Below are 13,522 nucleotides of genomic sequence, written 5' to 3' on the forward strand. Positions count from 1 at the left end.
GCGAGCTTGCTCGCGAAGAACCTGAGAGCAACGCGGGGCACCAGGCGCCCCGCGTCATCGTTAACGACCTTCGCGAGCAAGCTCGCTCCTACAGCGGCGTATGGCACCCACACAAATTGCTGTACATCCATACAGATAATGGTTGCTCAAACCCCTTCAAATAAGCATCCTGCAAGGCATCAACCCGATCTGATGTGATGACCATGCGGCTGTACCTCTGTGAAAAACCCTCCCAGGCCAAGGATATCGCGGCCGTGCTCGGCGCCAGCCGCCGCGGCGATGGGTGCTGGCTGGGTAATGGAGTCACGGTCACCTGGTGCATCGGCCACCTGCTGGAGACCGCACCGCCCGATGCCTACGACGCCAAATATAAACGCTGGGTGCTGGCCGACCTGCCGATCGTCCCGGAAAAGTGGAAGATGCTGGTCAAGCCCAAGACCGCCAGCCAATACAAGGCCGTCAAGCGCTTGCTGGGGGAAGCCCAGGAACTGGTGATCGCCACCGACGCCGACCGTGAAGGCGAGATGATCGCCCGTGAACTGGTGGAACACTGCCGCTACCGCGGGCCGATCCAGCGGTTGTGGCTGTCGGCACTTGACGACGCCTCCATTCGCAAGGCCCTGGCGGCGCTCAAACCCGGTGCAGAAACCTTCAGCCTGTATCACTCGGCCCTGGGGCGCTCGCGCGCCGACTGGCTGATAGGTATGAACATGAGCCGCCTGTTTACCCTGCTGGGGCGCCAATCCGGTTACCAGGGCGTACTCCCGGTAGGCCGGGTGCAAACCCCGACCCTGCGCCTGGTGGTGGACCGTGATCGCAGCATTGCCGACTTCGTGCCGGTGGCCTACTGGGCCATTGATGTCGACCTGCGCCACGATCACATCACCTTCACCGCCCAATGGCGCGCCCCTGAGGATGCCTGTGACGACCAGGGCCGTTGCCTCAACCCGCAACTGGCGCGGGACACCGCCGACGCCATGCTCAACGCCGCCACGGCGCGGCTGGTGAAGCTGCGTACCGAGCGCATCCGCGAAGTGGCGCCCCTGCCCTTCGACCTCGGCACCTTGCAGGAGATCTGTTCGAAGAAGCTCGGCCTGGGTGCCCAGGAAACCCTGGATATCGCCCAATCCCTGTACGAAACCCACAAGGCCATCACCTACCCGCGCAGCGATTGCGGCTACCTGCCATTGAGCCAGCACAGTGAAGCGCCGAAGATCCTTGCGGCGCTGGGCCGTGCGGACACGGCGGTCAACGAGCTGATGTCGCACATCGACCCTCGGCGCCGTTCGCGGGCCTGGAACGACGCGAAAGTCAGCGCCCACCACGGCATCATCCCCACCGGAGCCGGCAAGGAGGTCAGCCAACTGACCGGCAAGCACCGTGCGGTCTATACGCTGATTCGTGCGCGCTACCTGGCGCAGTTCCTGCCCAACCATGAATACGACCGCACCCAGGCCGATTTCGACTGTGCCGGCCAGGCGTTGCGCGCGGTGGGCAAAGTCATTATTGAACCGGGCTGGAAACGCGCCTTGCCCGAAGCGCTGGCACCCGCCAAAGGTCGCGAAGCGCCTGCGCCCCAAGCTTTGCCGACGCTGGTGCAGGGCCACGACTACGCCGTGGCCAAGGTCAACCTCAAAGACCTGTGGACCCAGCCGCCCAAGCCCTTTACCGAAGGCGACCTGATCAAGGCCATGAAAAACGTCGCCAAGTTGGTGGAGGACCCGTTGCTCAAGCAAAAACTCAAGGACACCACTGGCATCGGCACCGAGGCCACCCGCGCCGGGATCATCCAGGGCTTGCTGGATCGCGGTTATCTGGTGAAAAACGGCAAGGCCCTGTCAGCAACCCCGGCCGCGTTCAGCCTGATCGACGCGGTGCCCCGCGCCATCGCCGACCCCGGCACCACCGCCATCTGGGAACAGGCACTGGACATGGTGCAAAGCGGCGAAATGAGCCTGGAGGAATTCGTCGCCAAGCAAGCGGCTTGGATGAGCAAGCAGGTGGCACGCTGTAACGGCATGCGCATGACTATCACTGGCCCCGCCAGCCCGGCTGGCCGAGGTGCGACGCCGTGGAAAAAGAAGCGCAAGGCCGCCCCACGTAAAGCTGGCACCAACCCCAAGCGCGGAAAAAAGCCGGCAAATGCGGGATAAATACCAAAAAAGACTGGCACATGACGTTTTTCGACAGGTTTAACGCCGCATTGGCCCTTGCTCCGGCGGGTTCGGTCTAGGATTCTGTAGGGGATCTGGACTACCAACAACAACACCGGAGTGGCCGCCATGAAAACCGTTGCACAACTGCTGAAAGCCAAGGACCAGAAAAACCAGGACGTCCACACGATCAAATGGGACCACACCGTATTTGAAGCGCTGGTGCGGATGTCGGAGAAAAACGTCGGTGCCTTGCCAGTGGTCAGGGATGACGTGGTGGTCGGCATCATCAGTGAACGGGATTACGCACGTAAAATCATGCTCAAGGGCCTCTCGTCAGTTACCACCAAGGTCCATGAGGTGATGAGCTCGCCGGTGATCACTGTGGATACTCACAAGAGTGTCGAGGAATGCATGAACATCATGACCGACAGTCACCTGCGCCACCTGCCGGTGGTCGAAGACGGCAAACTGCTGGGCCTGCTGTCTATCGGTGACCTGGTCAAGGAAGCAATTGCCGAACAAGCGGCCTTGATCCAGCAACTGGAACAGTACATCCGCGGCGAATAGGGGGAACCCATGCTCGACACGCTGGACCATCAGGAAGACCACCTCGATACTCTGCACCGGGCCATGTCCGGCCGGCGTTTCCTGGTGCTGACCGGCGCAGGGATAAGTACATCTTCGGGTATCCCGGATTACCGGGACGGGGAAGGTGTACGCCGGGGCAAGCCACCGATGATGTACCAGGAGTTCCTCGCCACTCCCGAGGCGCGGCGCCGCTACTGGGCGCGGGCGATGCTGGGGTGGCCACGGGTGCGCATTGCCCAGCCGAACAAGGCCCACCTGGCGCTCGCGACGCTGCAGCACCGTGGCCATATCAGCGGGCTGATCACGCAGAACGTCGACACCCTGCATGACCAGGCCGGCAGCCAGGATGTGATCGAGCTGCATGGCAGCTTGCATCGGGTGCTGTGCCTGGATTGCCAACTGCGCAGCGAGCGCGACGTGATCCAGCGGCAGATGGAGGTCGATAACCCGCACATGGCACAGGTTCATGCGGTGCAAGCGCCGGATGGCGACACCTTGCTTGATCCGGCGTTTGAACAGCACTTCCAGGTACCCCGCTGCCCGCACTGCAATGGCGAACGGCTGAAACCGGATGTGGTGTTCTTTGGCGAAAACGTCGCGCCGGCGACGGCGCTCAAGGCAATGACGGCGGTAGAGCATGCCGAAGGGCTGTTGGTGGTGGGGTCGTCGCTGATGGCCTATTCGGCGTTTCGCCTGTGCAAGGCGATGGTTGAACAGGGTAAGCCGGTGATTGCCATCAACCTGGGCAAGACTCGGGGGGATGAGTTGTTGCAGGTGAAGATCCAGGCGTCTTGCGAGCAACTGTTACCCTTATTGACCGAGAGATTGAGATAGCGACACATCAACATATGGGAGCTGGCTTGCCTGCGATAGCAGTGTGTCAGGCATACATGTACCCACTGACGCACCGCCATCGCAGGCAAGCCAGCTCCCACAGGGTTCGGCGTAAATCCGCCACCAAAATCCCGCGACCCACCGCACAGAAAATGACGCCCAAGTCACGTTTTCGCGTATTCCCCCGTCCCCACGGCAATTTATGTAGTGAGCAAAAATAATCACTACATAACCGTTGACGTAACCTTTTTGTCCTTGCATGATCTAGACGTCTCTCGGATCGGGAGCGTTGGTAACAAGCGTTTCGAACAGGCTCGTCTGACCGCCGAGCTGTTTTTCCGGATGTGCACTGCCCACAAGGCAGATTGATGAAGTGACCGGCCCCGGAAGGGACAGGTACAAGGCGCTCAAACGCGGCTTGTCTTCGCAATCAGAGCATTGCGTAGCAGTTCATCAGCAAGACTACATGCATCAGCTTCAAGACCCTGCCCGTATTCGGCAGCCCGTCGCTGACGCCCGGTTTTAGTGACCGGAGACAACTTACTGGTATTAACGAATCAACTGATAGATCGCCAACTGGTCAAGGGGCTTACACATGAATTTGAACAACCAACCAACTATCGATGAATTGGCTGAGATGTTCGCAGCGCAGAAAGACACACTCGACGACCATATCCTGTGGATTGGCAAATCGGGCGAAGTGCAAATTGACTGCCTGGCGCCCCATACCGAAGAAGCCGAGTTTGACCGTAACAACCATGAGCTGGCGGCGCGCCTGAAGATGTACCGCCGTGGCCAGGGTTATGTCGGCAAGAAGGCCGCCGCTGATCGCAACTTTATCGAGCAAGTGTTCGACACACTTAACAATGCCTGGGCGTCTTTCAAAGACAGCTCGCAAGTTAAAGTGATCGACCGTTACTACTAAGTAGTACTCAATCAATGTGGGAGTTGGCTTGCCAGCTCCCACATTTGTATTTACTGATTTAAAAAGTTGGAAACCTGCCCTTCCCCGCCTCATCCCGAAAGATATCAAACAGCACCTGCGCCGCCGCCGACAGTTCATGCCCCGGCTTGGTCAGCACCCCAATTGGTCGCTCGATCACCGGGCCAGTCAAGGTAATGCAATGGGCTCCCGCCTCCTCCATCTGCCTGGCGCATAACGCTGGCACTGCACTAACCCCCAAACCGCTGGCAACCATCTTGCCCACCGTCGCCAGTTGATGGCTTTCCAAGGCAACGGGCAGTTTCATCTGCAAGGCACCGAGGTGTTCTTCCAGCATCACTCGCACAGTGGAAGGCCGCTGCAGGGTGATGAACGGCTGCTCCAACAAGGCTTTCCAGTCGATTTCAGCACGCTGTGCCAAGGGTGAATCCCCCGGGACCACGGCGACAAAGCGATCCAGGTACAACGGCGTGAACGCCAATGACGAACCATCGGATGGCTCGAACGCCACCCCCAGCTCCACCTGACGGTCGCGCACCATCTCCAGCACCTGTTCATTGATCAGGTCATGCACCGTCACGTTCACCTGAGGGTAACGGGCGCGGAATATCTTCAGGATCGGCGGCAACAGGTTCCCCGCGAACGAGGGCATGGCGGCCACCGTGACGCGGCCACGTTGCAAGGTAAAACGCTGGCGCAGTTCGTCTTCGGCGTTGTCCCAATCGGCAATCAACCGGCGGGCCAGGGGCAGCAGGGACTCGCCTTCAGGGGTCAGCGCGACGTTACGGGTATTACGGCTGAACAGGCGCCCGCCCAAGCCTTCTTCCAAGCCCTTGATGGTCAAGCTCAACGCCGATTGAGAGAGGTGCAAACGCTCGCAGGCCGCGGCAAAACTCAGGCTTTGCGCGACGGCGAGAAAGGCACGCATCTGTTTAACGGTCATGACGCAGCTCCGGACGACGATTGAACTATGCTGTTTTCTAAATCAATCAACCTTAAAAAACAACTTAACAAATCAATCCGCTGGCGCAACACTCAACTCACTGGCTGGACCACAAACAATAAAAGAGGTGCATATGGCAGGTTTCGATAAACGCGTGGCGTCCTATGAAGAAGCGCTGGCAGGCCTGGAAGACGGCATGACCGTGCTCTCCGGTGGTTTTGGCCTGTGTGGCATTCCGGAAAACCTCATTGCCGAAATCAAGCGCAAAGGCACCCGCGACCTGACGGTGGTTTCCAACAACTGCGGCGTCGATGGCTTCGGCCTGGGCGTGCTGCTGGAACAGAAGCAGATCAGCAAAGTGATCGCTTCCTACGTGGGTGAAAACGCCCTCTTCGAGAAACAACTGCTCAGCGGCGAGATTGAGGTGGTGCTTACTCCTCAAGGCACCCTGGCAGAAAAAATGCGCGCAGGCGGTGCCGGCATCCCGGCCTTCTTTACCGCCACCGGTGTCGGCACCCCCGTTGCCGAAGGCAAGGAGACCCGCGAATTCAAGGGTCGCCCGTATCTGATGGAAGAGTCCATCACCGGCGACTTTGCCATCGTCAAAGGCTGGAAAGCCGACCACTTCGGTAACGTTATCTACCGTCACACCGCCCAGAACTTCAACCCGCTGGCCGCCACCGCCGGCAAGATCACCGTGGTCGAAGTCGAGGAAATCGTCGAACCGGGCGAGCTGGACCCGGCGCAGATCCACACCCCTGGCATCTACGTCGACCGGATCATCTGCGGCACCTTCGAAAAGCGCATTGAACAGCGCACCGTCCGCAAATAATCCCCGTCCAGAACAACAAGAGGAAACAATCATGGCGCTTACCCGCGAACAAATGGCTCAACGCGTTGCCCGCGAGATGCAGGACGGTTACTACGTGAACCTCGGTATTGGCATTCCGACCCTGGTGGCCAACTACATCCCCGACGGCATGGAAGTGATGCTGCAATCGGAAAACGGCCTGCTTGGCATGGGCCCGTTCCCGACCGAAGAAACCATCGACGCCGACATGATCAACGCCGGCAAGCAGACCGTCACCGCACGCATCGGCGCCTCGATCTTCTCTTCCGCCGAGTCGTTCGCGATGATTCGCGGTGGGCATGTCGACCTCACCGTATTGGGCGCATTCGAAGTGGACGTACAGGGCAACATCGCTTCGTGGATGATCCCCGGCAAGCTGGTCAAGGGCATGGGCGGTGCCATGGACCTGGTGGCCGGCGCAGAAAACATCATTGTGATCATGACTCACGCATCCAAAGACGGTGAGTCCAAGTTGCTCAGCCAATGCAGCCTGCCGCTGACCGGTGCCAACTGCATCAAGCGTGTACTCACGGACCTGGCGTACCTGGAAATCGAAAATGGCGCTTTTGTCCTCAAGGAACGCGCACCTGGCGTCAGCGTTGAAGAGATTGTGAGCAAGACCGCCGGTAAACTGATCGTCCCGGACCACGTTCCAGAAATGCACTTCCAGTGAGGACAGATTCCATGCAAGACGTCGTGATTGTTGCTGCCACCCGCACCGCCGTGGGCAGCTTCCAAGGTTCGCTGGCGAACATTCCGGCCCCGGAACTGGGCGCCGCCGTGATCCGTCGCTTGCTGGAGCAGACCGGCCTGGACCCGGCGCAAGTGGATGAGGTGATCCTCGGCCAGGTGCTCACCGCAGGCAGCGGCCAGAACCCGGCGCGCCAGGCTTCGATCCTTGCCGGCCTGCCCCATGCCGTGCCGAGCCTGACCCTGAACAAGGTCTGCGGCTCGGGCCTCAAGGCCCTGCACCTGGGCGCCCAGGCCATTCGTTGCGGCGACGCCGAGGTGATCATTGCCGGTGGCATGGAGAACATGAGCCTGGCCCCGTACGTACTGCCTGCCGCACGCACCGGGTTGCGCATGGGCCACGCGAAGATGATCGACAGCATGATCACCGACGGCCTGTGGGATGCGTTCAACGATTACCACATGGGTATCACCGCTGAGAACCTGGTGGACAAGTACGGCATCAGCCGCGAAGCCCAGGACGCCTTTGCCGCCGCCTCCCAGCAAAAAGCTGCCGCCGCTATCGAAACCGGACGCTTTGCCGATGAGATCACGCCAATCCTGATTCCCCAGCGCAAAGGCGACCCGGTGGCCTTCGCGGTGGACGAACAACCCCGCGCCGGCACCACCGCCGAATCCCTGGCCAAGCTCAAGCCTGCGTTCAAGAAAGACGGCAGCGTCACCGCCGGCAACGCCTCCAGCCTGAACGACGGCGCTGCGGCCGTGCTGCTGATGAGCGCCGACAAAGCCAAGGCACTCGGCCTACCCGTACTGGCGCGTATCGCCAGCTACGCCAACGCGGGCGTCGACCCGGCCATTATGGGCATCGGCCCGGTCTCGGCCACCCGCCGCTGCCTGGACAAGGCCGGTTGGCAGCTTGCGGACCTGGACCTGATCGAGGCCAACGAAGCCTTCGCCGCGCAATCACTGGCGGTGGGCAAAGAGCTGGAGTGGGACGCGCAGAAGGTCAACGTCAACGGCGGCGCCATCGCCATCGGCCACCCGATCGGTGCTTCAGGCTGCCGCGTACTGGTGACCCTGCTGCACGAAATGATCAAGCGCGATGCCAAGAAAGGTTTGGCAACGCTGTGCATCGGCGGCGGCCAAGGTGTCGCCCTGGCGCTCGAACGCAACTGAATCGGATCGCTATTGTGGCGAGGGAGCTTGCTCCCGTTGGGCTGCGTAGCAGCCCCACGCCAATAGAGCAACATAGAAAAGGCCTGGCTCCACGAAAAGCCAGGCCTTTTCTTTATATCGATCCCCCTGAATGAACTCGATCAAAATGTGGGAGCTGGCTTGCCTGCGATAGCGGTCTATCAGTCAGACCATTGCTAACTGACACACCGCTATCGCAGGCAAGCCAGCTCCCACATTTGATCTCACTGCCTGTCAGCTTGCGGCACCGCGAACACCGCGCTCGCCCGCAGCACCACCCGCTCCACCACCTGCAAACTCAACGTGGCGAACGCCATCTGCCGTCCGCGCTTGTGGCTTTCCAGACGCACCACCATCCACTCCCCTACCTGCACGGCGCCCAGGTAATCCACGGTCATGCTGGCGGTAATCAACGGCAACGGCGGCTCACTGGAAAACGCCATGGCGTACCCCATGCCGATATCGGCCAGCGTCGCCAGCACCCCGCCATGTACCGTACCGCGCCCATTGGCGTGACGATGATCGGCGCGCAAGCCGACTTCCAATTGCAAACCTTCGCCACGGCAATACGCCGGGCCGAGCAGTTCCAGCAACGGACTGCTGCGCGGCAACGGGACAAAGCCTTGGGGGACAGTCTGAACGTTCATGGCGGATGCTTCCCTGGGGTGAGGCCTGAGGTGTACGCCAGCCCCGACCCGACAGCCACCACCATCAGCCGGGCAAATCCCGGGCAATGCTTTGCGTTAATGGGCCAGACCCGCTTTAATCTCGGCCAATTTCTCCTGCACATTTCAAGGAAACGCCATGCGCCACCTGGACGGCAACTCCCACCCGCTTCGCGCGCCGCTGTTGATCTTGCTTGCCGGCCTGGCCTTGGCCGGTTGTTCCCCCACGGACCACTCTCGCGCCACCGTCATCAATGGCGAACAGGGCAAGGCCGGGGCGCAACTGGCCTATGAGCATGAATTGGCCCTGGCCCTGCCCGGCGCCCTGCTTGCGCCGCGTATGCAGGCCACTCGTGAGGCGTGCGAAACGGCGCGCTTTGGTGCCTGCAATATCCTTGGCATCACCGAAGACGGCCAAGGCGGCCAGATCATCCTGCGAATCGCGCCCACGGGTGTGGAACCGATGGTCGCCCTGGCGGCAGAAGGCGGTAAGCTCGGCCAGCGCATCACCACTGCCGAAGACCTGGCCGATGCCGTGGCGGATGTGCGCCGTCGCCAGGACCGCCTGCAAGCCCAGCAGCAACGCCTCGATGAACTGGCCAAGCGCAAGGACATCACCGTCAGCGACCTGATCGTCCTGAGCAAAGAGCAAGCCGGCATTGAAAACGAGCTGCAGGAACTGGCCCAGGTTGCCGCCGGCCAGCAACGCCGCCTCGACACCAACCGCATGACCTTGAACTTCCGCTCCTCGGACGGCGCCAACCAGGTGTCAAGGTTCACCCGGATGTTCAGCAACCTGGGAGACAACCTGGTGAACGGCACCGCAGACGCCCTGGAACGTGCCAGCTATGTGCTGCCCTTCGTGATCCTGGCGTTCCCGGTGGTGTGGTTGTGGGTGGGCTTGTGGCGCCGGTTCGTCAAGCGCCGCAGTTGATCAGCGCTTCATGCAGCGCTGGTAGCGCTCATCCACGCGCTTGGCAAACCAGGCCGTGGTCAGGTTGCGGGTGATCTTCGGGCTCTTGAGCACAATACCCGGCAGGATCGCCCGTGGCAGCGGCTTGCCGGCCGCCTGGTCAGCCAAGGCGAAGACGCGCTTGTACAAGGTGGTGTCCTCGAAATCCAACTGCTCGCCCTGCTCCAGTTGGCTGCGGATGCTCGGGTTGCGCATATCCAACTTCGCCCCCAGTGAACGCACCGCCAACTCGGTGGTGCCGGGCAACAATGAGCCATAGCGGATCAAATCCCCATCCAGCGCCAGCTCTTTGCCTGAAACACGGCTGACCGCGGCCTGGAACGCGGCATTGCGGCTGGCGTACCAACCGGCATTGAAATCGGCAAAGCGGTACAGCGGCTGATCGTAGCTCACCGGGTAACCGAGCAAGTGGGCGATGCCGAAGTACATGCCGCCGCGACGGGTGAACACTTCGCGGCGAATCGTGCCGTCCACCGTGTAGGGATAACCCCGCGCCTGTTTCTGCGCAAAGTCGATACTGACCTGCATGGGGCCAGCAGTGTGTACCGGGTTGAACCCGCCAAACAGCGTATTGCCCAGGGGCACCATGCTGATGAAGTCGTCAAAAATCGCGCTCAGGTCCTTTTCCGTACGGGCGGCATTCAAACGGTCGGCGTAGGTTTTGCCGGTGGGCGAGCGCAGTTGCAAGGCGCTGCGCACCACGAATGCCGGCACGTGCACCTTGCCGGCACGGCGCAAGATTTCATCCTGGGCGATCTTGCCCATGCCCGGCACTGGCGGGTCGACCTGATAGGTGGACTCCTGCTCGGTCACCGCCAGCACCGCACAGATGTTTTCGGTGCTGGGGTAGATTTTCTGGGTGTCGAACGCGGTGTAGATGTCCTGGGCCCAGCCGTTGCGGTCCGCGACCTTGGCCGGCAGCAGGCGCACGATCTGCGCCTTCACCTCGGCTTCACTGCGCTCGGGCTGCTGGGGGCCACGGGAAGTTGAGCACCCGGCCAGTACCAGTAAAGGAATAAGGCAGAGCAGCAGACGCGTTGAATACATGAGGCTTCCTTGGTTAACGACGGGCCGGGCAGTGCTGATATCGACAGGTAAGTCTAACCGGGGTTCGTCGGCATGCCGAACCCAGTGCGTGGCAGTAACTGAAACATCCCACACAACTGCCGGATAAGCTCTACTCCTCACCCCGGCAAACCTCTGCAAAGTCCCTCGCCTGATCAAACAGTGCGAGGGAGTGCAGATGGTTTTTTTCGTGACGCGTGCGGTTGACGGGGCCGCCACTTGAACCCGGCCATTGGCAGGCTGGCGCTGACGCCAATGAACGTGGAAACGGTCGACGTCGAGGGCGTCTTCCGTGACTTTCGCGATTGCTTGAACACCTTTGACGAGTGGGCCAAAAGCTTTTGGAGCTTCTCCGCGCTGGACGTCGAACAGGTGTTCAAGGTCGGGGATGACGTCGCGCTGGTTGCCCCGGTCAATCGCTCCCTGTTTCCCAGCAGCACCGTCGCCACCTGCCAGGCCACGGGTACCTTGACCCTGGTGCATATGTTCCAGAGCACGAGGTTCGTACCCATCGGCAACACCCCGGTGATCGTGCAACGCGTTGATCCAAACGGCGGCCCGCTGGGCGAGCCCCTCCATAAGACCATCGGCCCCAGTGGCATCCTCGAAGTCACCGAGTGCGATCGCAACCAGCAATACCGGGTGAGTTTCTACCCCAACGTTTCCCAGGATCACCTCAAGGCGCTGTATACGTCCTACCACTCAGTGATCACAGCGTTGGAAGCCCGGCTGCACAAAGAGTGGACCGACACCTTCCAGGCCCAGTGGAAAAACTACACAGACGCCCGCCCGCTTGAGCGGCGCCGCCTGCTGGAGGCGGCCTTTGTCAGTGGATTGGGCAAGGCGCTTTACAGCCTGTGGGACAACATTGGCGAACTGTCTGCGCTGCTGGCGGACCTCAAGCCCAACAGCGAAAAGCTAATGCACTACCTTTCGCAAACTGAGCTCGACGAACTGCTGACCCTGGGCAGTGATGCGATAGCCCAGGGCTTGTTGGTACTCAGTGACGAGCCGCTGCTGTTTATCTACCTGTCGGCGCTGGTCAGCTGGATGCGCATGCTCCCGCCGCCAGAGATGGCGGAACTGTGGGGTGAAATTACCGGTGAGGTGCTGATCAATCTACTGCTGATTCGCGTCTTGGGTGGGATGGGCGTGGTGGTGCGATTGGGGGCTCGTGTGCTCAGTCACGTTAAATCCGGGCGGGCGCGGGCGTTGTTGGAATTGCTGGCCAAGCAAGTGGTGGGGCCAGGGTTAGGGGCGCATGTGGAGGCCGCAAAGCCGGTGTTGCTGAGCAGTGCGGCGACGCCGGTCAAGGTAGTGCCAGTGGTGCCCTTGAAGGCAGGCGACACACTGGTTTCGAACCCGGTGCCGATGGTGCGCGGCAAGGCCCAGCGCACGACATTGGTCCGTCAGGAGCCTGTCGATGATGTGCCGGCGGTGGCTTCAAATCCTAAAGGCGATGCGGCGGCGCCAGCGGACAAGACCGTTACCAACGGCTGCCCGGTGTCGATGGTCACCGGCGAGGAATTGCTGATACTCACCGACGGCGCACTGGACGGGATTTTGCCGTTTGCGTGGACGCGGCTGTATCGCACCAGTGCGGTGGATGTGGATTGTGGGTTGGGGTTTGGTTGGAGTCATGGGCTGGCCCATCGGCTTGCGGTGTCGGGCGATTCGGTGGTGTGGACCGATCATGAGAACCGCTCGACCACCCTGCCCTTGCCGACTTCAGCTCGACCGGCGATTACTAACAGCCTGGCCGAAGCGGCGATCTACTTGGGTTCGGCGCCTGATGAACTGGTGCTGGCCCAGGCGTCGCGGTTTTATCACTTTCGTAACGGTGTCTTGGTTTCCATCAGCGATGCGTATGACAACCGTCTGCGCATTTGCCGTGATCGCTCAGGACGGATTGAGCGGCTGGATAACGGTGCTGGTCGTTCCCTACTACTGCGCTATGAGCTGGACCGCATCGTCGCGGTGGACTACCAGGTTCATCGCGCCAAAGGGCGTGAGCCCTACGTTTGGGAAACCGAGCAGAACATCGTTTCCTACACCTATGACGAAGCTGGCCGACTGGTCTGCGCGACCAATGCTGTCGGGGAAAGCGAGCGTTATCGGTACGACGATCAGCACGTCATTCTTGAACGCCAACTGGCCGGTGGCGCGAGTTTCTTTTGGGAATGGGAACACGCGGGCAAGGCGGCGCGCTGCGTGCGGCATTGGGCGAGTTTTTCGCAGATGGACACGCGTTATGCCTGGGGCGATGACGGGCGCGTCACCGTGCATAACGCCGATGGTAGCCAGGAGGTGTATGTCCATGACCAGCGGGCGCGGCTGGTGCAGAGGATTGATCCGGACGGCGCCACGCACTTTAAATCCTACGACGACCAGGGCCGACTGACCGTCGAGCAAGACCCGATGGGCGCGGTGACGGCCTATCAGTACGACGATGCCGGACGCTTGGTGGCGCTGTTTCCGCGGGATGATGAGCCAACGTCCTACGAGCATGACAACGGTTTTGTACGGGTTGTCAGGCGTGGGGAGGCGGTCTGGAAATATGAGCGTAATGAGCAAGGCGATGTTACGCGTAGGACCGATCCCGATGGAGAGGTTACTGACTA

At 60.9% G+C, this 13,522-nt stretch carries 12 protein-coding genes; 9 read left to right on the plus strand and 3 right to left on the minus strand.

What is annotated here, in order from left to right:
* Positions 1–203: 203 nt before the first annotated feature.
* The 4 genes from BT204_RS25995 to BT204_RS26010 all read left to right on the plus strand — a co-directional run bounded on the left by BT204_RS25995 (position 204) and on the right by BT204_RS26010 (position 4,503).
* The gene (locus tag BT204_RS25995) at positions 204–2,153 is read left to right on the plus strand and encodes a DNA topoisomerase III (protein ID WP_072448766.1); all 1,950 of its coding nucleotides are present in this window, start codon (positions 204–206) and stop codon (positions 2,151–2,153) included.
* 129 nt (positions 2,154–2,282) lie between these two features.
* Entirely contained in the window at positions 2,283–2,723 is a 441-nt protein-coding gene (locus BT204_RS26000; RefSeq protein ID WP_034127063.1) for a CBS domain-containing protein, read from the plus strand.
* A 9-nt stretch (positions 2,724–2,732) separates the two neighbouring features.
* Positions 2,733–3,578, plus strand: a complete 846-nt coding sequence (locus tag BT204_RS26005) for an NAD-dependent protein deacetylase (RefSeq protein ID WP_054922038.1) — start codon at positions 2,733–2,735, stop codon at positions 3,576–3,578.
* 595 nt (positions 3,579–4,173) lie between these two features.
* Entirely contained in the window at positions 4,174–4,503 is a 330-nt protein-coding gene (locus tag BT204_RS26010; RefSeq protein WP_072448758.1) for a hypothetical protein, read from the plus strand.
* A gap of 58 nt (positions 4,504–4,561) precedes the next feature.
* Here BT204_RS26010 and BT204_RS26015 read toward each other — a convergent pair whose 3' ends face one another.
* The gene (locus BT204_RS26015; RefSeq protein WP_034127061.1) at positions 4,562–5,464 is read right to left on the minus strand and encodes a LysR family transcriptional regulator; all 903 of its coding nucleotides are present in this window, start codon (positions 5,462–5,464) and stop codon (positions 4,562–4,564) included.
* Positions 5,465–5,597: 133 nt separating this feature from the next.
* Between BT204_RS26015 and BT204_RS26020 the strand changes: the two genes are divergently transcribed.
* From BT204_RS26020 to BT204_RS26030, 3 genes are read left to right on the plus strand one after another with little or no spacing between them, the layout of a single operon-like run.
* Entirely contained in the window at positions 5,598–6,296 is a 699-nt protein-coding gene (locus BT204_RS26020; protein ID WP_003190329.1) for a CoA transferase subunit A, read from the plus strand.
* A 31-nt stretch (positions 6,297–6,327) separates the two neighbouring features.
* On the plus strand, positions 6,328–6,987 hold the full coding sequence (locus BT204_RS26025; RefSeq protein WP_005786928.1) for a CoA transferase subunit B: 660 nt from the start codon (positions 6,328–6,330) through the stop codon (positions 6,985–6,987).
* Between the two features lie 11 nt (positions 6,988–6,998).
* Positions 6,999–8,180: an acetyl-CoA C-acetyltransferase gene (locus tag BT204_RS26030; protein WP_057710150.1), complete on the plus strand. Its 1,182-nt coding sequence runs from the start codon at positions 6,999–7,001 to the stop codon at positions 8,178–8,180.
* A 242-nt stretch (positions 8,181–8,422) separates the two neighbouring features.
* Here the strand turns inward: BT204_RS26030 and BT204_RS26035 are convergent, their stop codons facing one another.
* Positions 8,423–8,845: a PaaI family thioesterase gene (locus tag BT204_RS26035; protein WP_072448760.1), complete on the minus strand. Its 423-nt coding sequence runs from the start codon at positions 8,843–8,845 to the stop codon at positions 8,423–8,425.
* Positions 8,846–9,002: 157 nt separating this feature from the next.
* Between BT204_RS26035 and BT204_RS26040 the strand changes: the two genes are divergently transcribed.
* Complete coding sequence (locus BT204_RS26040; RefSeq protein WP_072448762.1) at positions 9,003–9,797, plus strand: DUF4349 domain-containing protein; 795 nt, start codon at positions 9,003–9,005, stop codon at positions 9,795–9,797.
* Here BT204_RS26040 and BT204_RS26045 read toward each other — a convergent pair whose 3' ends face one another.
* Positions 9,798–10,883 (minus strand): DUF1615 domain-containing protein, encoded by a 1,086-nt coding sequence (locus BT204_RS26045; RefSeq protein ID WP_034127058.1) that lies wholly within the window; start codon positions 10,881–10,883, stop codon positions 9,798–9,800.
* Positions 10,884–11,156: 273 nt separating this feature from the next.
* On the opposite strand from BT204_RS26045, the gene BT204_RS26050 reads away from it, so the two are divergent.
* On the plus strand, positions 11,157–13,522 hold a 2,366-nt coding region (locus tag BT204_RS26050; RefSeq protein WP_139271552.1), incomplete at its 3' end, for an RHS repeat domain-containing protein.

Source organism: Pseudomonas sp. NFPP02, assembly GCF_900119355.1.
GTDB classification, from domain to species: domain Bacteria; phylum Pseudomonadota; class Gammaproteobacteria; order Pseudomonadales; family Pseudomonadaceae; genus Aquipseudomonas; species Aquipseudomonas paracarnis.

Bases quoted from the DNA above. Each gene is read 5' to 3' on its own strand.
- BT204_RS25995 (WP_072448766.1), top strand. From the start codon at position 204: ATGCGGCTGTACCTCTGTGAAAAACCCTCCCAGGCCAAGGATATCGCG.
- BT204_RS26000 (WP_034127063.1), top strand. From the start codon at position 2,283: ATGAAAACCGTTGCACAACTGCTGAAAGCCAAGGACCAGAAAAACCAG.
- BT204_RS26005 (WP_054922038.1), top strand. From the start codon at position 2,733: ATGCTCGACACGCTGGACCATCAGGAAGACCACCTCGATACTCTGCAC.
- BT204_RS26010 (WP_072448758.1), top strand. From the start codon at position 4,174: ATGAATTTGAACAACCAACCAACTATCGATGAATTGGCTGAGATGTTC.
- BT204_RS26015 (WP_034127061.1), bottom strand. From the start codon at position 5,464: ATGACCGTTAAACAGATGCGTGCCTTTCTCGCCGTCGCGCAAAGCCTG.
- BT204_RS26020 (WP_003190329.1), top strand. From the start codon at position 5,598: ATGGCAGGTTTCGATAAACGCGTGGCGTCCTATGAAGAAGCGCTGGCA.
- BT204_RS26025 (WP_005786928.1), top strand. From the start codon at position 6,328: ATGGCGCTTACCCGCGAACAAATGGCTCAACGCGTTGCCCGCGAGATG.
- BT204_RS26030 (WP_057710150.1), top strand. From the start codon at position 6,999: ATGCAAGACGTCGTGATTGTTGCTGCCACCCGCACCGCCGTGGGCAGC.
- BT204_RS26035 (WP_072448760.1), bottom strand. From the start codon at position 8,845: ATGAACGTTCAGACTGTCCCCCAAGGCTTTGTCCCGTTGCCGCGCAGC.
- BT204_RS26040 (WP_072448762.1), top strand. From the start codon at position 9,003: ATGCGCCACCTGGACGGCAACTCCCACCCGCTTCGCGCGCCGCTGTTG.
- BT204_RS26045 (WP_034127058.1), bottom strand. From the start codon at position 10,883: ATGTATTCAACGCGTCTGCTGCTCTGCCTTATTCCTTTACTGGTACTG.